At 71.7% G+C, this 17,175-nt stretch carries 16 protein-coding genes; 10 read left to right on the top strand and 6 right to left on the bottom strand.

Translation table 11 applies throughout. The features are described from left to right. Positions 1-11: 11 nt before the first annotated feature. The 3 genes from ligD to CW359_RS46580 form a co-directional block, all read right to left on the bottom strand. Positions 12-1,022 carry a non-homologous end-joining DNA ligase gene (gene ligD, locus CW359_RS19930; protein WP_105971322.1) on the bottom strand — a complete coding sequence of 337 codons (1,011 nt, stop codon included), beginning with the start codon at positions 1,020-1,022 and terminating at the stop codon, positions 12-14. A 131-nt stretch (positions 1,023-1,153) separates the two neighbouring features. Next, complete coding sequence (locus tag CW359_RS19925; protein WP_105971321.1) at positions 1,154-1,720, bottom strand: hypothetical protein; 567 nt, start codon at positions 1,718-1,720, stop codon at positions 1,154-1,156. 113 nt (positions 1,721-1,833) lie between these two features. Continuing rightward, positions 1,834-2,286 carry a PASTA domain-containing protein gene (locus tag CW359_RS46580; protein ID WP_232838477.1) on the bottom strand — a complete coding sequence of 151 codons (453 nt, stop codon included), beginning with the start codon at positions 2,284-2,286 and terminating at the stop codon, positions 1,834-1,836. Positions 2,287-2,464: 178 nt separating this feature from the next. On the opposite strand from CW359_RS46580, the gene CW359_RS19915 reads away from it, so the two are divergent. Both CW359_RS19915 and CW359_RS19910 read left to right on the top strand, forming a co-directional pair. Next, complete coding sequence (locus tag CW359_RS19915) at positions 2,465-3,535, top strand: ATP-dependent DNA ligase (protein ID WP_105971320.1); 1,071 nt, start codon at positions 2,465-2,467, stop codon at positions 3,533-3,535. 151 nt (positions 3,536-3,686) lie between these two features. After that, the gene (locus CW359_RS19910) at positions 3,687-4,697 is read left to right on the top strand and encodes a DUF3048 domain-containing protein (protein ID WP_105971353.1); all 1,011 of its coding nucleotides are present in this window, start codon (positions 3,687-3,689) and stop codon (positions 4,695-4,697) included. Positions 4,698-4,866: 169 nt separating this feature from the next. Here the strand turns inward: CW359_RS19910 and CW359_RS19905 are convergent, their stop codons facing one another. Together CW359_RS19905 and CW359_RS19900 are read right to left on the bottom strand one after the other, a co-directional pair. Next, positions 4,867-5,661 carry an IclR family transcriptional regulator gene (locus CW359_RS19905; RefSeq protein WP_269805602.1) on the bottom strand — a complete coding sequence of 265 codons (795 nt, stop codon included), beginning with the start codon at positions 5,659-5,661 and terminating at the stop codon, positions 4,867-4,869. A 151-nt stretch (positions 5,662-5,812) separates the two neighbouring features. Then, positions 5,813-6,277 carry a MarR family winged helix-turn-helix transcriptional regulator gene (locus tag CW359_RS19900; RefSeq protein WP_105971319.1) on the bottom strand — a complete coding sequence of 155 codons (465 nt, stop codon included), beginning with the start codon at positions 6,275-6,277 and terminating at the stop codon, positions 5,813-5,815. A gap of 241 nt (positions 6,278-6,518) precedes the next feature. On the opposite strand from CW359_RS19900, the gene CW359_RS19895 reads away from it, so the two are divergent. From CW359_RS19895 to CW359_RS19860, 8 genes are all read left to right on the top strand, one after another. Beyond that, positions 6,519-7,274: a CoA transferase subunit A gene (locus tag CW359_RS19895; RefSeq protein ID WP_105971318.1), complete on the top strand. Its 756-nt coding sequence runs from the start codon at positions 6,519-6,521 to the stop codon at positions 7,272-7,274. Continuing rightward, complete coding sequence (locus tag CW359_RS19890) at positions 7,274-7,939, top strand: CoA transferase subunit B (protein WP_105971317.1); 666 nt, start codon at positions 7,274-7,276, stop codon at positions 7,937-7,939. Before CW359_RS19895 ends, CW359_RS19890 begins: the two co-directional genes overlap by 1 nt. Then, positions 7,936-9,147, top strand: coding sequence for a thiolase family protein (locus CW359_RS19885; RefSeq protein WP_105971316.1), 1,212 nt, complete (start codon positions 7,936-7,938; stop codon positions 9,145-9,147). The genes CW359_RS19890 and CW359_RS19885 overlap by 4 nt, the downstream gene beginning before the upstream one ends. Before the next feature lie 9 nt (positions 9,148-9,156). Next, positions 9,157-9,930 carry a protocatechuate 3,4-dioxygenase subunit beta gene (gene pcaH, locus CW359_RS19880; protein ID WP_105971315.1) on the top strand — a complete coding sequence of 258 codons (774 nt, stop codon included), beginning with the start codon at positions 9,157-9,159 and terminating at the stop codon, positions 9,928-9,930. After that, positions 9,930-10,511 carry a protocatechuate 3,4-dioxygenase subunit alpha gene (gene pcaG, locus CW359_RS19875; protein ID WP_105971314.1) on the top strand — a complete coding sequence of 194 codons (582 nt, stop codon included), beginning with the start codon at positions 9,930-9,932 and terminating at the stop codon, positions 10,509-10,511. The genes pcaH and pcaG overlap by 1 nt, the downstream gene beginning before the upstream one ends. After that, a complete protein-coding gene (gene pcaB, locus CW359_RS19870; RefSeq protein WP_105971313.1) occupies positions 10,508-11,857 on the top strand; it encodes a 3-carboxy-cis,cis-muconate cycloisomerase in 1,350 nt (449 codons plus the stop codon). The genes pcaG and pcaB overlap by 4 nt, the downstream gene beginning before the upstream one ends. Further along, positions 11,854-12,996: a bifunctional 3-oxoadipate enol-lactonase/4-carboxymuconolactone decarboxylase PcaDC gene (gene pcaDC, locus CW359_RS19865; protein ID WP_105971312.1), complete on the top strand. Its 1,143-nt coding sequence runs from the start codon at positions 11,854-11,856 to the stop codon at positions 12,994-12,996. Before pcaB ends, pcaDC begins: the two co-directional genes overlap by 4 nt. Before the next feature lie 64 nt (positions 12,997-13,060). Then, positions 13,061-13,852, top strand: coding sequence for an SDR family NAD(P)-dependent oxidoreductase (locus CW359_RS19860; protein ID WP_105971311.1), 792 nt, complete (start codon positions 13,061-13,063; stop codon positions 13,850-13,852). 25 nt (positions 13,853-13,877) lie between these two features. Here CW359_RS19860 and CW359_RS19855 read toward each other — a convergent pair whose 3' ends face one another. Further along, positions 13,878-16,556: an ATP-binding protein gene (locus CW359_RS19855; protein ID WP_105971310.1), complete on the bottom strand. Its 2,679-nt coding sequence runs from the start codon at positions 16,554-16,556 to the stop codon at positions 13,878-13,880. Positions 16,557-17,175 lie beyond the last annotated feature (619 nt).

Here is a 17,175-nt window from a genome sequence, read left to right as displayed (position 1 = left end):
GAACGGTGAACTCAGTCCTTCCGGGCCCGACTTGGCTGCACGCGCTTCGGCTCGCCCGGCATCTTCGGGTACTCCGGGGGATACGGCAGGTCCCCGAGGCCGTGCTCGTGTTCGTCGCGGCGGGCGAGTTCGAGGAGGGCGTCGAGGGAGAAGGCGTGGTCGTCCATGTCGGCGTGGACATCGCCGAGTCGGGCGAACCGTCCGGGCATGGTGGCGAGGTCGAAGTCGCGGGGCTGGGCGTCGGGGACCTCGTCCCAGGTCAAGGGCGCCGAGACGGGGGCGTGCGGGCGGGGCCGTACGGAGTAGGCGGAGGCGATGGTGCGATCCCGCGCCGTCTGGTTGTAGTCGACGAAGATCCGCTCCCCGCGTTCCTCCTTCCACCACTTGGTCGTCACCTGGTCGGGCATCCGGCGCTCCAGCTCCCGCCCGACGGCGATCGCCGCGCGGCGCACCTGTGTGAACGTCCAGCGCGGCTCGATCGGCACGAAGACATGCAGCCCTCGTCCGCCCGAGGTCTTGGGCCAGCCCCGCAGACCGCCGAACTCGTCGAGCACGGACCGCAGTTCGTGCGCGGCACGGACGGCGTCGTTGTAGTCCGTACCGGGCTGCGGGTCGAGGTCGATCCGCAGTTCGTCGGGACTGTCGACATCGGCACGCCGCACCGGCCACGGATGGAAGGTCAGAGTCCCGAACTGGGCGGCCCACAGCACGGCGGCGACCTCGGTCGGGCACATCTCGTCGGCGCTGCGACCGCTGGGGAAGGTGATGTGGGCGGTCGGAATCCAGTCGGGCATGTTCTTGGGCGCCCGCTTCTGGAAGAAGTTCTCACCGGCCACCCCGTCCGGGTACCGCTCCAGGGTGGTGGGCCGGTCGCGCAGCGCACGCAGGATGCCGGGGCCGACGGCGAGGTAGTACTGGGCGAGGTCGAGCTTGGTGAAGCCACGCTCCGGAAAGAAGACCTTGCCCGGACTGGACAGCCGCACCGTCCGCCCGAACGCCTCCAGCTCCACCGCTTCGCCCATGGGAGCCACGGTAGGCGCAGGGCGCGAAGGCCGCATACCGGGTGATAACGGCCGGGGGTGCGCGCAGTCGACGTAAAGGCTGGTCAGAGACAGCCAGAGACAGAAAGTCACACCCTGATGACCTTGTTCGGCTACGTCTGCGGAACCAGCCATTCCGCGGGCTTCTCCAGCGACGTGGAGGTGTACAGCACGCTCTCGGGCCGCTGCTTCGCCGGCACGGCGAAGACCGTCTTGCCCCGCACGCACCCGCCGGGCTTCAGGGTCCTCGCGTACGGATACTCGGGCTTCGGGAAGTCGTCGTACGTCACGCCGCTCGGTTTGATCCGTGCCCCGTTCGCGTAGGCGAGGGCCCACGGGAAGCGGGTCACCGCGCCGACGCCGTTCTTCAGACACGCCTTGATCTCGACGGCCGCCCACGTGTATCCGGTCGTACCGAACTCCTCGTCGGCAGTCCGCTGCGGGTGGAACTTCCCCTGCTCGTACGCGAGTACGGTCATCACCATCGTCGCCCCGTCCGTCGTGAAGGAGAACGGCTTCCCGAGCGGGCGGGGCGCACCGACGCTCGGGCTCGGCTTCGCCGCCGCGCTCTCCTCGGTGGGCTTCACCGACACCTTCTCGGCGCCGGTACCCCCGGAGCAGGCCGTGGCCGCGGCGAGCAGCAGAGCGACGCCGAAGGCGATGGTGGTGGTCGTGCGCATGCTTCCCCCTGGACTGCGTGTCGAGGTGGGCATCATGCTCGGCGCGAGACGGGTCCGCGGCCAGTGTGTCCGTGTTGTGATCCGGGCCGGTTCAGCGGCGGGTCAGCGGTGAGTCAGCAGGACTCGGTGTCCTTCACGGCGTACAGGATCACGGGCGTGTCCGTGGGGTACGTGCCGGCGTCGGGCTCCTGGCTGCAGACCGTCCAGTTGCGGTCCAGGACCTGCAACCGGCCCTGGCCGCTGGCGTCCTGGTCGTCGAGGTCGTAGAAGCCCGCGGCCTGGGCCTCGTCCTGGGCGTCCTGGAGGTCCCGGCCGACGAGGTTGGGCAGCTTCCCCGATTCGGAGTCGGCGGTGGTGGCGGTGTCGGGCGTCTCCTCGTCGGGCGCTTCCGTGTCAGGCGTCTCCGTGTCGGGCGTCTCGGTGCCCGCGTCCTGTGTCGGCTGGTCGCCTGTGTCCTGGGTCGAGGTGTCCGGCTTGCTGGAGCTGTCGTTCTCGCCGCCTTCGCAGGCGGTGAGCATGAGGAGTGCCGCGGCGACGAGTGCGGCTGCGGCGGTTCGGGTGCGCATGGTGTCCCCCAAGGGTGGTGCGTGAGCCGAGGGGACATCATGTGCCGCATCTACGCACCGTGTAGGCAAGGTGACGTTTCTGTGACACAAGTGGGCACCCGGGAACGCGGGACAGCCGGGCAGTGGCCGCCGAATCGCGCAGCGAGCGGACGCCATGGACGGCTCGTAGAGTCGAATCATGGATCTGCCGGTCATGCCTCCCGTGAAGCCGATGCTCGCCAAGTCCGCAGCCAAGATCCCCCCGGACATGCACTACGAGGCGAAGTGGGACGGTTTCCGGGCGATCGTGTTCCGGGACGGTCCCGAGGTCGAGATCACCAGCCGTAACACCAAGCCCCTGACCAGGTACTTTCCCGAGCTGGTGGCGGCCTTGCGGGAGCGGCTGCCCGAGCGTTGCGTGCTGGACGGGGAGATCGTGATCGCGCTCGGGGGGCGGCTCGACTTCGACGCGCTGACCGAGCGGATCCATCCGGCCGAGTCCCGGGTACGGACGCTGGCCGAGCGGACGCCCGCCTCGTTCGTCGCGTTCGACCTGCTCGCGCTGGCCGACGAGTCACTGCTCGACGTGCCGCTGGCCGACCGGCGCGCGCTGCTCACCATGGCCCTGTCCGGCGTGACCGCGCCCGTGCATGTGGCACCGGCGACCACCGACATCGAGGTCGCGCGGCAGTGGTTCGAGCAGTACGAGGGAGCCGGTCTCGACGGGATCGTCGCCAAGCCGCTCACCCTGCGCTACCGGCAGGACGAGCGGCTGATGTTCAAGGTCAAGCACGAGCGGACGGCGGATGTCGTGGTCGCCGGGTACCGACTGCACAAGAGCGGGCCGATCGTGGGTTCGCTGCTGCTCGGGCTGTACGACGCCCGGGGCACCCTCCAGCACATCGGGGTGAGCGCCGCGTTCCCGATGAAACGGCGGGCCGAACTCGTCGAGGAGCTGGAGCCGCTGCGACTGGCGGACGTGGGCGAGCATCCGTGGGCCGCCTGGGCGGACGAGGCCGCGCACGAGGCCTCGCGGCTGCCGGGGGCACCGAGCCGGTGGTCGGCGAAGAAGGACTTCTCGTGGATTCCGTTGCGGCCCGAGCTGGTGGCCGAGGTCGCGTACGACCATATGGAGAACGGGGTGCGTTTCCGGCACACGGCCCGCTTCCGGCGCTGGCGCCCGGACCGTACGGCCGACAGCTGCACCTACGACCAGCTGGAGGAGCCGGTGGGGTACGACCTCGCGGAGATCCTCGGCCCGCAGAGCTGAGGTCACCCTTCAGACAGCTCTCGTAGCTCTCCTATGGGCCGTTCGGTCCCTTCACCGCGCACGATCAGAACCAATCGGGTATGGCCACCAATGAACCGATTAGCGCACAATCGTAAACACGGACTGGGTGGCGACGGTGGACATGCGACAGATGGCGCGAACGACACGGACGCGGCGACGGGGTACGACCACTGCGGCGACGGTGCTGGTGGCCGGTGCGATGGCTGTCTCCCTGCTGGCCGGCTGCACCTCGGGCGACCGCCCCTCCGATGACGGGCGGGGCCAGACCCACAGCCGCAGCCAGGAGCCCGGCCCGGGCGAATCCGACCGGCACGACCCGATGAGCACCGGCTCGGCCCTCGCAGTGAAGATCGACAACGTACGCGCGGCCCGGCCCCAGACGGGTCTGGAGGCCGCGGACATCGTGTACGCCGAGCAGGTCGAGGGCGGTCTCAGCAGGCTGATGGCGGTGTACGCGACCCGGCTGCCCGAGGCGGTCGGGCCTGTGCGCAGCGCCCGCGAGTCCGACCTGGAGCTGCTACGCCAGTTCGACGAGCCGACGCTCGCCTTCTCCGGCGCCCAGGGCAAGCTGCTGCCGCTGATCGACAAGGCGCCACTGCACGCCGAGTCACCGTCGTCGGCCGCGTCCGGCGCCTACTTCCGGGGCGGGAACAAGGCCGCGCCGCACAACCTGTACCTCCGACCGCAACGGCTGTACGACTCCGCACCGGGCGCGGACGCGCTCACCACCGGCTTCCGCTACGGCGCCGCCGCCGAGGGCGGGACCCCGACCGCCTCACGCACCGTCCGCTTCCCGTCGGCGCGCTTCACCTTCACCTGGTCCGCCGACCGGCACGGCTGGCTGGTCTCGATGGACGGCACCCCGACCCTCGCGACCGACGGCAAACGGCTCGCCGCTCCGACGGTCGTCGTGCAGTACGTGAAGGTGCGCGAGTCACGGTTCCACGACTTCCTCGGCAACAACACGCCGTACACCGAGACCGTGGGCTCGGGCCGCGCCCAAGTCCTGCGCGACGGGCGGGAGTTCGAGGTGCGGTGGCAACGGGCGACGGCCACTGACGGAACCGACTTCACGACGGCGGACGGTACGCCGGTGAACTTCGCGAAGGGGCAGGTGTGGGTGGTGTTCGCGACGGCCTGACCAACTCCCCTTACGGCTCAGGCGCGTTGACGTCCCCGTACGGCTCGGGCGCGTTGACCTCCCTGTACGGCGAAGGCGCGGTGGCCCAGGCGTGCTGCGAACTCCGGCCGGCCGCTGCCCCCGGCGAGCAGCGCCTCGGCGACCGCTCCGCCGCCCCGAACACCCCACCTCACACCCCGAAAACCAACTCCGCCCGCCCCAACTCCCCAGCCGCCGCCCGCAACGCCTCCGCGAACCGCCCCACCCGCTCCTCCGTGAACCGCGTACTCGGCCCGCCGAAGGACAGCGCCGCCACCACCGCCCCGCTCCTCCCCCGCACCGGCACGGCCACCGCCGACAAGCCCTCCTCGCGCTCGCCGTGACTCACGGCGTACCCCTGTTCGCGCGCCTCCGCGATCCAGGTCCGCAGGGTCGCCAGGTGCCCGGCGCCGTACGGTGAGGTCTCCGCGACCCGGAGCAGCAGCGCGTCCGGGGCGTCCAGGAGCAGGGCCTTGGCCACGCCGCCCGCCCAGAGCGGGAGTTCGTCGCCCACCCGCACCACCTGGCGCAGCGCCTGCGGCCCCTCCTCCTGCGCGATGCATACGCGCCGCACGTCCCGGCGCACGTACAGATGCACCGTCTCCTTGTGCTCGGCGGCGAGGTCGCGCAGGAGTGCCTGGGCCGTCGCCGGGAGCCGCCAGGCCTGTTCGGCGAGCCGGGACCAGCGCAGCAGTGCGGGTCCTGCGATGTAGCGGCCGTGCTCGTCGACCCAGAGCAGGCCGTTGAGCCGCAGGGTCTGGAGCAGTCGCAGGACGCTGGTCTTCGGCAGTCCGGAGGCGCTGACGATCTCGCGGATGGTCAGCGCGGGCCGGACCTCGTCGAAGAGCCCGAGGATGTCGATGGCCCGCTGAACGGTACGCATCCCCGCGGGCTCGGCCTCACCCGCACCCCCTGCCACGGGCACCCCGGCTCCTCCGACCGCCATCCCTGCTCCTCCTCGACTCCCGACCGACCGCCAGACCGCCCGGCCGTCCCAAAGTCGAGGCGGGCGATCTCACCCCCGCACGGTATCCGGCCCAGGTCCGCCCAGCGGACCCGGCCGGTGGGCAGGCGGGAGCTTGACGACAAACCCTGGGTCAGCGCTGGGAGGCGATCGGCTCCGCCGGGTTGCGCAGGCCCTCCGCCGCGTCGGACACGCGCTGGATGAGGTCGAGGAACACCGTCTGCTCGGCGGCCGAGAGCGGGGCCAGGAACACCTGGTTCATCCGGGCCGTGCGCACGGTCAGCTTGCGGTGGGTGCGTACGCCGTCCTCCGTGGGGCGCAGCAGGGAGCGGCGGCCGTCCTCCGGGTCGCGCACCTTGTCGATGAGGTCCCGGCGGCCGAGCCTGCTGACGACCTCGGCGACCGTGGACCGGTCGAGGCCGACCCGCTCCCCGACCGTGCGCTGGTCCATGCCGGGCTCGGCGACCAGCGCGTTCAGGACCGCGAACTGCGGTGAGGTGATCTCCTCGGAGACCATCGTGTTCCACAGCAGGTAGTGCGCCTGCTGCAGTCGCCGGGCGAGGTGCCCGGGGTGGGTGGAGAGGTCCACCGCGGCCATGTCCGCTCCTGGGGTCGTCTGCGTCAGGGCACAGGATTTCGTTCGTGTACTGACGATACAACTCCACACCCGCCCTGTCTGCGGTCCGGGAAAACAGCTTCCACCTGGCATTTCATCCCACCTCTTGACGCCGTGACCGGCGAGTGGCAGCGTGAGGGAAACCTTGCTGAAATACTCAGTGCCCTGAGTAATTAGGCTCGAAAGAGATCTCGGCGGACTCGGCAGAGATGGGGCTTCACGGATGGACAAGGTGGTCGCCACGGCCCTGGAGGCGGTGGCCGATGTGCCGGACGGCGCGTCGCTCGCGGTGGGTGGTTTCGGGCTCAGCGGAGTGCCGAACGTACTGATCCAGGCGCTGTACGAGCGCGCGGTCTCGGGTCTGTCGGTGGTGTCCAACAACTGCGGAGCCATGGAGTCGGGGCTCGCGGTGCTGCTCGCGGCGGGCCGTATCGCCCGGGTCACCGGGTCGTACATCGGCGCCAACAAGGAGTTCGCGCGTCAGTATCTGGCCGGTGAGCTGGAGGTCGAGCTGATCCCGCAGGGCACGCTCGCCGAGCGGCTGCGGGCCGGCGGCGCCGGCATCCCCGCCTTCTTCACCCCGGCCGGTGTCGGCACCCAGGTCGCCGAAGGCGGACTGCCCTGGCGGTACGACGGCTCCGGCGGCGTCGCCCTGGCCTCACCGCCGAAGGAGGTACGGGAGTTCGACGGCACGGAGTACGTGCTGGAGCGCGGTATCCGCACCGACTTCGCGCTGGTCCGCGCCGCCAAGGGCGACCGGCACGGCAATCTCGTCTTCAACAAGGCCACCCGGAACTTCAACCCCCTCTCCGCCATGGCCGGCCGGATCACGGTCGCCGAGGTGGAGGAGCTGGTCGAGCCCGGCGAGATCGACCCGGACGCGGTGCATCTGCCGGGCATCTTCGTGCAGCGCGTGATCGCCCTCACCCCCGAGCAGGCGGCCGACAAGAAGATCGAGCAGCGGACGGTGAGCAGCTGATGGCCTGGACACGTGAGGAAATGGCCGCGCGGGCCGCGCGCGAGCTGCGGGACGGGCAGTACGTCAATCTGGGCATCGGTCTGCCGACGCTGATCCCCAACTACCTCCCCGCCGGGGTCGAGGTGATCCTGGAGTCGGAGAACGGCATCCTGGGCACCGGGCCCTACCCCACCGACGACCGGGTCGACCCCGATCTGATCAACGCGGGCAAGGAGACGGTGACCGTCCTGCCGGGCGCCTCCTTCTTCGACTCGGCGCTGTCCTTCGGAATGATCCGCGGCGGGCACATCGATGTCGCCGTGCTGGGCGCGATGCAGGTCTCGGCGGGCGGGGATCTGGCGAACTGGGCGATCCCGGGCAAGCTGATCACCGGGATCGGCGGTGCCATGGACCTCGTGCACGGGGCCCGCACGGTCATCGTGGTGATGACGCACACCGCGAAGGACGGTTCCCCGAAGATCCTGGAGCAGTGTGAACTCCCGCTCACCGGCAAGGCCTGTGTGAACCGGGTCATCACCGATCTGGGTGTTCTCGACGTCAACACGGACGGGCTGACGCTGGTCGAGACCGCGCCGGGCGTCACCGTCGACGAGATCGTGACGAAGACCGCCGCGAAGGTCCGCGTCCCCGAAGAGATCCAGGAGAACCAGGAGATCCAGCCGTGAGCCGTCTCAAGGACGTGTACATCGTCGACGCCGTACGGACCCCGACCGGCCGCTACAGCGGCGGCCTCGCGTCGGTGCGCCCGGACGACCTCGCCGCCCACGCCATCCGCGAACTCCTCGCCCGCACCCCCGCCCTGGACCCCGCCCGCATCGAGGACGTCTACTTCGGCAACGCCAACGGCGCGGGCGAGGAGAACCGCAACGTCGCCCGCATGGCCGGGCTCCTCGCCGGGCTGCCCACCTCCGTCCCCGGGGTCACGGTCAACCGGCTGTGCGCCTCCGGCCTCGAAGCGGTGATCCAGGCCGCCCGCGCCATCGCCGTCGGCGACGCCTCCATCGCCCTCGCGGGCGGTGTCGAGTCGATGACCCGCGCCCCGTACGTGCTGCCCAAGAACGACCGGCCCTTCCCCGCCGGGCACACCGAGCTGTACTCGACCACCCTCGGCTGGCGCATGACCAACCCGGCCATGAACCCGCAGTGGACCATCCCGCTGGGCGAGTCCGCCGAACTCATCGCCGACAAGCACAAGATCAGCCGTGAGCAGCAGGACGAGTTCGCCCTCGCGAGCCACCGGAAGGCGGCAGCGGCACAGCAGGCAGGCCTGTTCGACGCCGAACTCGCGCCCGTCTCCGTCCCGCAGCGCAAGGGCGACCCGGTCGTCTTCGGCGCCGACGAATCCGTGCGCGCCGACGCCTCCCTGGCCGCCATGGCCAAGCTCAAGCCGTCCTTCCGCACCGAGGGCGGCACGGTCACGGCGGGCAACGCCTCGCCGCTCAACGACGGCGCCGCCGCCCTGCTCCTCGTCGACGAGGAGGGTCTGAAGGCCACCGGCCGCGAGCCGTTCGCCCGGGTCTCCGCGACCGGCGTCTCGGCCATCGACCCGGACTACTTCGGCCTCGCCCCCGTCGAAGCCGTCAACCGGGCACTCGCCAAGGCGGGCAAGGGATTTGATGATCTGTCAACTCTGGAACTGAACGAGGCGTTCGCCGCCCAGGTCCTCGGCTGTGTCGCCGAATGGCCCGAGTTCGACCCGGCGATCCTCAACCCGCAGGGCGGAGCCATCGCCATCGGCCACCCGCTCGGCGCGTCCGGCGCCCGGCTCGCCGGGACCGTCGCCCACCAACTCGCCCGCCAGGGCACGGGAGTCGGCGTGGCCACCCTCTGCATCGGCGTGGGCCAGGGCCTCGCCCTCGTCCTCGAACGCTAGGAACTCCCCATGGCTCTCACCCAGTCGGACATCGACATCGAGGTAGGCGACCTCCAGGACGCCTACGACAAGGCGGTCGCCGAAGGCGCCCCCGTCCAGAACCATCCGCCGCGCGACTACGCCCCGTACCGCAGTTCGGTGCTCCGCTACCCGAAACAGCCGCTGGTCGCCGTGAGCGGCGGGGACCCGGAGGCGGTCGAGCTGTCGGGGCCGGTGTTCGGGGTCACCGACATCACCGACATCGACAGCGACCTCACCGTCCAGCACCAGGGCGAGCCGCTCGGCGAACGCATCACCGTCTCCGGCCGCCTCCTCGACAGCCAAGGCCGCCCCATACGCGGCCAGTTGATAGAACTGTGGCAGGCCAACGCCTCCGGCCGGTACGCCCATCTGCGCGACCAGCACCCGGCGCCGCTCGACCCCAACTTCAGCGGTGTGGGACGGGTCCTGACGGATGATCAGGGGCGGTACAGGTTCACCACGATCAAGCCGGGCGCCTACCCGTGGCGCAACCACACCAACGCCTGGCGGCCCGCGCACATCCACTTCTCCGTCTTCGGCACGGCGTTCACCCAGCGGCTCGTGACGCAGATGTACTTCCCGAACGACCCGCTGTTCCGCTACGACCCGATCCTGCGCTCGGTGACCGACGAGGCCGCCCGCGACCGCCTCGTCGCCCAGTACAACCACGACCTCTCCCAGCCCGAGTTCTCCCTCGGCTACGAGTGGGACATCGTCCTCGACGGTCCCTCCGCCACCTGGATCGAAGAAGGCCGCGACTGATGAGCGTCTCCCCGAAGGCCCCGGAGAAACTTCTCCCCACCCCCTCCCACACCGTCGGCCCCTTCTACGGCTACGCGCTCCCCTTCCCCGAGGGCGAGCAGGTCGCCCCCAAGGGCCACCCGGACACCATCACCCTCCACGGCTACGTCCTGGACGGCGAGGGCGACCCGATCCCGGACGCCCTGCTGGAGTTCTGGCAGGCGGCCCCCGACGGCTCCCTCACCGGCACCCCCGGCTCCCTGCGCCGCGACCCGGTCACCGGTGGCCATCTCGGCCGCAACGGCACCGACTTCACGGGCTTCGGCCGGGTCGCCACCGACGCCGACGGCCACTACGCGCTGTACACACTGCCCCCGGGCAACACCGGCCTGCCGTACATCAGCGTGTGCGTCTTCGCGCGCGGCCTGCTGCACCACCTCTACACGCGGGCGTACCTGGCGGACGGCGCCGACCCGCTGCTCGACTCGCTGCCCGCCGGGCGACGCGCCACGCTGGTCGCCGCCGAGGGCGAGCGGCGGACGTACCGTTTCGACATCCGCCTTCAGGGCGAGGGCGAGACGGTCTTCCTGGAGTTCGAGTGACACCACCTGCCGACACCGCCACCGCGTCCGACACCGGCCTGCTCTCCCCCGGGTGGGCCGGTTCCCCGGCGGCCTCCGCGACGAGCGACACCGCGTATCTGCGGGCGCTGCTGGACGCCGAGGCCGCGCTGACCCGCGCCCAGGCCGGGCTGGGGCTGGCCCCGGCAGAGGCGGCCACGGCGGTCGACGCGGCGGCCGGTTCCCCGGACGCCTTCGACGTACGGTCGATCGCGCTGCGCGCCCGGGCCGGCGGCAACCCGGTGATCCCGCTGGTCGCGGACCTGACGGCGACGGTCGGCGCGGAGTACGGGCCGTACGTGCACCGGGGTGCGACCAGCCAGGACATCCTCGACTCGGCGACGATGCTGGTCGCCGCCCGCACCCTGGACCTGGTCCTCGCGGACCTGGACCGCACCGCCCGGGCCCTCGCCCGGCTCGCCGCCGAACACCGTGACACGGCGATGCCCGGCCGCACGCTCACCCAGCACGCCGTACCGACCACCTTCGGCCTGAAGGCGGCGGGCTGGCGTTCCCTGGTCCTGGACGCCCGCGACCGCCTGACGGCCGTACGCCACACCCTCCCCGCCCAACTGGGCGGCGCCGCAGGCACCTTGGCCGCGTTCACCGTGTTCGGAACCACCGACACACAGGCCCTGGTCGCCGCCTACGCCCGCGAACTCGGCCTCGCCGAACCCCTGTTGCCCTGGCACACCCTGCGCACCCCGGTCGCGGACCTCGCCGGAGCACTCGCCTTCACCACCGGCGCCCTGGGGAAGATCGCCGCCGATGTGCTGACACTGGCCCGCACCGAGATCGCCGAGCTGTCCGAGGGCAGCGGCGGCGGTTCGTCGGCGATGCCGCACAAGGCCAATCCCGTACGGTCGACACTGATCGCGGCTGCCGCGCGACGGGCACCGCAGCTCGCGGCCACCCTGTACGGCGCCCTGGTCGCCGAGGACGAGCGGCCCGCCGGTGCCTGGCACGCCGAGTGGGAGCCGCTCAGGGAGCTGCTGCGGATCGCCGGGGGCGCCGCCCGGGACGCCGCCGAACTGACCGAGGGGCTACGGGTCCACGCCGACACCATGCGCCAACACCTCGGCCTCACCCACGGGTTGATCGTCTCCGAGCGGCTGGCCGCCGAACTCGCGCCCGTCCTCGGCCGGGCCCGCGCGAAGGCCCTGCTCACCGAAGTGGCCGCCCGCACCTACGCGGAGGGCCGTCCGCTCGCCGAACTCCTCGCCGAGGAGCCGGAGTTGAAAGACCTACCGCTCGACGAGCTGACCGACCCCGCCCGTTACACCGGCTCCGCCGGAGACCTCACCGACCGTGCCCTGGAGCGACCGTGACCGACAAGCTGCCGCACCACCGCGTCGAGGGCTCCGCCACCGCTCCCCCGCTGCTGCTCGGGCCCTCGCTCGGGACGTCGTACGCCCTCTGGGACAAGGTGGCGCCCGAGCTGTCCGTCACGCATCGCGTGGTCCGCTGGGACCTGCCGGGGCACGGGGGTTCGGCGCCCGACCTGATCGGACCGGGCGCCACCGTCGGTGATCTGGCCGCGCTGGTGCTCGACCTCGCCGACTCGCTCGGGATCGAGCAATTCGCCTACGCGGGCGTCTCCTTGGGCGGTGCCGTCGGGCTGCAGCTGGCTCTCGACCACCCGGAGCGGGTGTCCTCGCTGGCCGTGATCTGCTCCTCGGCCCACTTCAACGGCGGCAAGCCGTGGGAGGAACGGGCCGCGCTGGTGCGGAGCGAGGGGCTGGCCGGGCTCGCCGAGACTGCCGACGCGCGCTGGTTCACCCCGGGGTTCACCGTGCCCGAGCTGGTCGCCGACCACCGGAACGCCGATCCGGAGGGGTACGCCGCCTGCTGCGACGCGCTGGCCGCCTTCGACGTACGCGAGCGGCTGGCCGGGATCGACACGCGCACGCTGGTGGTCGCCGGACGGCAGGACCCGGCCACTCCCCCGGCGCATCTGCGGGAGATCGCGGACGCCGTGCCGGGGGCGACCCTCGTCGAGCTGGCGGGCGCCTCGCATCTGGCGGTCGCCGAGTGCCCGGAGGCCGTACTGGCCGCGCTGCGACCGCACTTCGGGGCGGTGCCCCGGCGGGGCATGGAGGTGCGGCGGGAGGTGCTCGGTGACGCGCACGTGGACCGGGCGCAGTCGCGGCAGACGCCGTTCACGGCCCGTTTCCAGGACTTCATCTCGCGGTACGCGTGGGGCGAGATCTGGACCGACCCGACGCTGACCCGGCGCGAGCGCAGCATGATCACGCTGACCGCGCTGGTCGCCCACGGCCACTACGACGAGCTGGCGATGCATGTCCGGGCCGCTCGCCGCAACGGCCTCACCCCCGAGGAGATCGGCGCGGTGCTGCTCCAGACGGCCGTGTACTGCGGGGTTCCGGCGGCCAACTCGGCGTTCGCGGCGGCGCAGCGCGTGCTCGCGGAGGAGGACACCGCCGAGGGGGACCGGACGGAAGGGTGACCCTGGCGGTCGTAGTCCCAGCAGCATCTCGTACGTACCCGCCCGCCGTGTCTACCGTGGTGGCATGTCCACTGTTCTGATCACCGGCGCCACTTCGGGGCTCGGCCGGTACGTCGCCTTCGAGCTGGTCCGCTCCGGTCACACCGTGCTCGCCCACGGGCGCGACCCCGGGCGTACCGAACGGCTCGTCACGGAGTTGCGGACCGAGGGCGCGGCCGAAGGGTTCGTCGCGGACCTGGCTTCCCTCGCCGCCGTACGGCAGTTGGGCGCCGAGGTCTCGGCCGCGCATCCGGGGCTCGACGTGCTCGTCAACAACGCGGGGGTCGGGGCCGGTCCGCGCGGCTCGGGGCGTGAACTGAGCGTCGACGGGCACGAGTTGCGGCTCGCGGTGAACTACCTCGCGCCGGTCGTCCTCACCCGCGCCCTGCTGCCCGCGCTGCGCGCGGGAGCGCCCTCGCGGATCGTGAACGTCGGCTCGGCCGGTCAGGCGCCCCTCGACCTCGCCGATCCCGAACTCGCCCGTGGCTACAGCGGGATGACGGCGTACGTCCGCAGCAAGTTCGCGCTCGCCGCCCATACCTTCACGCTGGCCGAGGAGTTGGCGGCCTGGGACATCTCCGTCAATGTGCTGCACCCGGCCACCTACATGGACACCACGATGGTCCGGGAGGCCGGTGTCACCCCCTGGTCGAGCGTCGCCGACGGCGCCGCGGGCGTTCTCGCGCTGGTGACCCGGGAGTCGGGCAGCGGACGGTACTTCGACGGTACGAGCCCGGCGCGGGCGCATGAGGAGGCGTACGACGAGGAGGTGCGCGGGCGCCTGGCGAAGGTCACGGAGCAGTTGCTCCGGGTGTGACCTCCGCCTGGCGCCCCCGGCGCGTTCAGCGCAGGCCCCGGCCCGTCTCCAGGACTTCCCGGGCCTGGGCCACCAGACCGTCGGCGCCGCACGACCTGGCCAGGGTCAGACCGCGTTGGATCTCGGTGACCGAGCGAGAGAGGATGCCGTACTCGACGCGGGCCGCCGCGTGTTCGTACTGGCAGGGTGACGACTCCAGGTAGGCGACCGCCTGGGCGGCGAGGCGGACCGCGCGCTGCCCGGTCTCCAGGCTCGCCGCGCAGCGGAGGGCCTCGCCGATGGCGGTGTCCGTGCCGAAGCGCTCGGCGTTGCGGCGGGCGTCGGTGGCCAGGGTGGCGGCGCGCAGCGGGTCCTCCGTCGCGAGGGCCCGGGCGAGGTCGACGGCCCAGGTGGCGACCACCGGGTTGTGGAAGCCCCGTGCGGTCGCCGCCTTCTCGGCGGCCTCCAGCTCGTTGATGCCCTCCTTCGTGCGGCCCACGGCGAGGAGCAACCGGCCGCGTACGGCGCGGGGTTCGGGCAGCACGATGGTGGACGGGTAGGGCGGGGCGAAGCCGTACTGCTCGGCGATGTCCCAGGCTTCCTGGGTCTTGCCGCGGGCGAGCAGGGTGTCGACGAGGTTGCAGGTCGCCGACCAGTGCAGGGGCAGTCCGCGGCCGACCAGCTCGGCGAGGCGCAGGGACTCGCGCAGGGAGGTCTCGGCCTCGACGAGACGGCCCCGCCTGCGGTGCCCGAGACCGATGTAGGCATGGGCGAGGGAGAGGTGGCCGTCGCTCCAGCCCGCCGACACATAGGCGCCCAAGGCCTCGTTGTAGAGGGCCTCGGCGCGGTCGAGCCGGTCGGTGTAGGCGTACGAGCAGGCCAGCATGAGCTGCAGTTCGATGCCCCACTCGGGGTCGGTCCAGCCGAGTCCGGGGGCGAGGCGGCCGTTGACGAGGGCGCGGTCGCACACCTCGACGACCTCCTCGGCGTTCTCCCCGTGAGCCATGGCGTCGAAGCCACGCAGCATGAGCAGCGCGCGCTCGGAGTTGTCCCGGCCGGTACAGGTGCCGGCGAGTTCGGCGAGCCGTGCGGAGCGGCCCGGTGCCGACGCCTCGCCACCGTGGATGTTCTCCAGCATGAACTGGACGGCCTGCAGTCTCATCCGGGCCGGTCCCGGTTCGTGCCGAGCCACCTCTGCCTCGACCGTACGGACGGCTTCCTCGGCCTGGTCGTTGTGCAGCAGGGCCTGGGACAGCTTGACGATGGCGTCGACGCGGAGGTCGCCCTCCAGTCCTGGCAGGGCGAGCGCGGTCTGGAGGTGCCCGATGGTGGTCGCGGGCGCGGTGAGGGAGATGACGCAGCCCAGTTCGTAGAGCACGTGCGCGTGGCTCTCCTCGCGGGGCGGTTCCAGCAGGGCGCGCTCCAGGAAACGGCGGGCCGCGTCCGGGGCGCCGAGCGCCCGGCTTTCGCGAGCGGCCTCGCGCAGCTGGTCGACGAGTTCCTCGTCGCCGTCCGGATGGACGTGCATGAGGTGTCGTGCCGCCGCCGCGGGTCCTTGTCCGGACTCGGTGACGACCTGCGCGGCGATGCCGTGCATGGCGGTGCGCGTGCCGTCCGGGATGGACTCGTAGACGGTGGTGGCGATCAGCGGGTGGAGGAACTCCAGCTCGTCGGGGGCGGTCAGCCCGTGTGGGCCGGGCTCGGTGAGGAAACGCGCGCCGCGCAGCAGGTCGGCGCAGCGGTGGGCCTCGTTGACCGCGAGCGTCGCCAGCCTGGCCGCCAGTTTCACGGAGATGCCCGTGTCGAGAATGGCCGCCGCCCAGGCGAAGCGGGTGGCTTCGACGCCGAGTTCCTGCAGGCGGGCGACGAGACCGCCGCCTCGCGCCGAGTTGTTGAGTTCGCGCAGCCGTCCGCAGGACGCCTCGACCGGGTCGAGTCCGGCGTCCTTGACCTTGGCGAGGAGTTCGACGGTCTCGTACGGGTTGCCGCCGGTGACCGCCCACACCTCGCGGCAGAACGGATCGTCGGCGTACGGACCGAGTCTGCTGCGGGTGAGGCCCGCGGCGGAGAGCGGGCTCAGGGAGTCGAGCGCGGTGGTGGCGCCCGCCGCCCGCGTGATCGCTTCGAGATGACCGGTGCCGACGTCGGTCGTCTCACCCGGCCGGTAGGCGACCATGACCAGGACGGACAGGTCGTCGAGCCGCTCGGCGAACGCGGCCAGCCAGTGCAGGGTCTCCTCGTCGGCCCAGTGGGCGTCGTCGACGAGCAGGACGAGCGGCCACTCGCGCTTGGCGAGCCTGCGTACGGCCGCGACCAGGCCGTCGCACACGCCCTGCGGGTCGGCCGTGCGGTCGCCCGGCTCGGTGATGCCGAGGGCGGGGCCCGCGATGTCGTACCAGTCGCCGAGGTACTCGCGGGCCTCCTCCGGCATCAGCGACATCAGCGCGGGCTGCAGCAGCTGCCGTACGACGTTGAAGGGGACGGACCTGAGGGTCTCGCCGCCGCGCACCGACCACACCTTGCAGTTGCGCCGCTCGGCGATGCGCCGGGTTTCGGCCATCAGCGCCGTCTTGCCGAGGCCCGCGTCGCCGGTGAGGAGCAGCAGGCTGCCCGAGGAGGCGCTGTCGGTGCACAGGGCGTCGATCGCCTGCTCGGCCGCGGCGAGTTGCGTGTCGCGCTCCCACAGGGCGGCAGAGCCGGCCGTCCCTGGCCGTTCCTCCGTCATCCCGCTACCTCCCCAAGTCGCCTGAACGACGTACAGAACTTGAGACTAGCCGTCCGGCTGCCGAAGTGGAGGCGGGTCCGCGCAGGTCTTGCCGGGACGAGTGACAGGGAGTGCGGCAGGGCGACGCGGCGGGCCCGCCACCAGCCGTCGTGAAAGTTTTCGACAGTCAACTGCCCCTGGAATGAAGCAAATTTTCCGTCGCGACGGTCGCACGGCCGCCCCCTGACGCGCCCCCTCGGTCACCCCGTCCGCGCCCCCTCGGCAGGATCTCCACGAGTGCGCCCGCGCACCGCCCCGACCTGCGGGGCCCCGCGGCCGGAGCAGTCCCGCAGAGCCCTGTTCGCGGGCTCGGTGGGGAACTTCGTCGAGTGGTACGAGTTCGGTGTGTACGGCTGCTTCGCGCCGGTGATCGCGGCCCGCTTCCTCACGGCGGAGACCCCGGCCTTCGTACGGGCGCCGGTCGGGGAGAGCCCGTCACCCACCGAGGTGGCCCGGGCGGGGGTTCGCGGCGGCGATCGTCCCGGCCGGGTGGTTCAGAGACCGGGTACCGGCACCCGAACACCTCCGCCCGGTTGCCCCTCGTATCCCGCTATCTCCGCATCCAGGAGCCACTTTCTCC

Source organism: Streptomyces geranii, from assembly GCF_002954775.1.
Lineage (GTDB): Bacteria > Actinomycetota > Actinomycetes > Streptomycetales > Streptomycetaceae > Streptomyces > Streptomyces geranii.
Note: the sequence above shows the minus strand (reverse complement) of the source record. Positions and strands in the feature narration are given on the sequence as shown.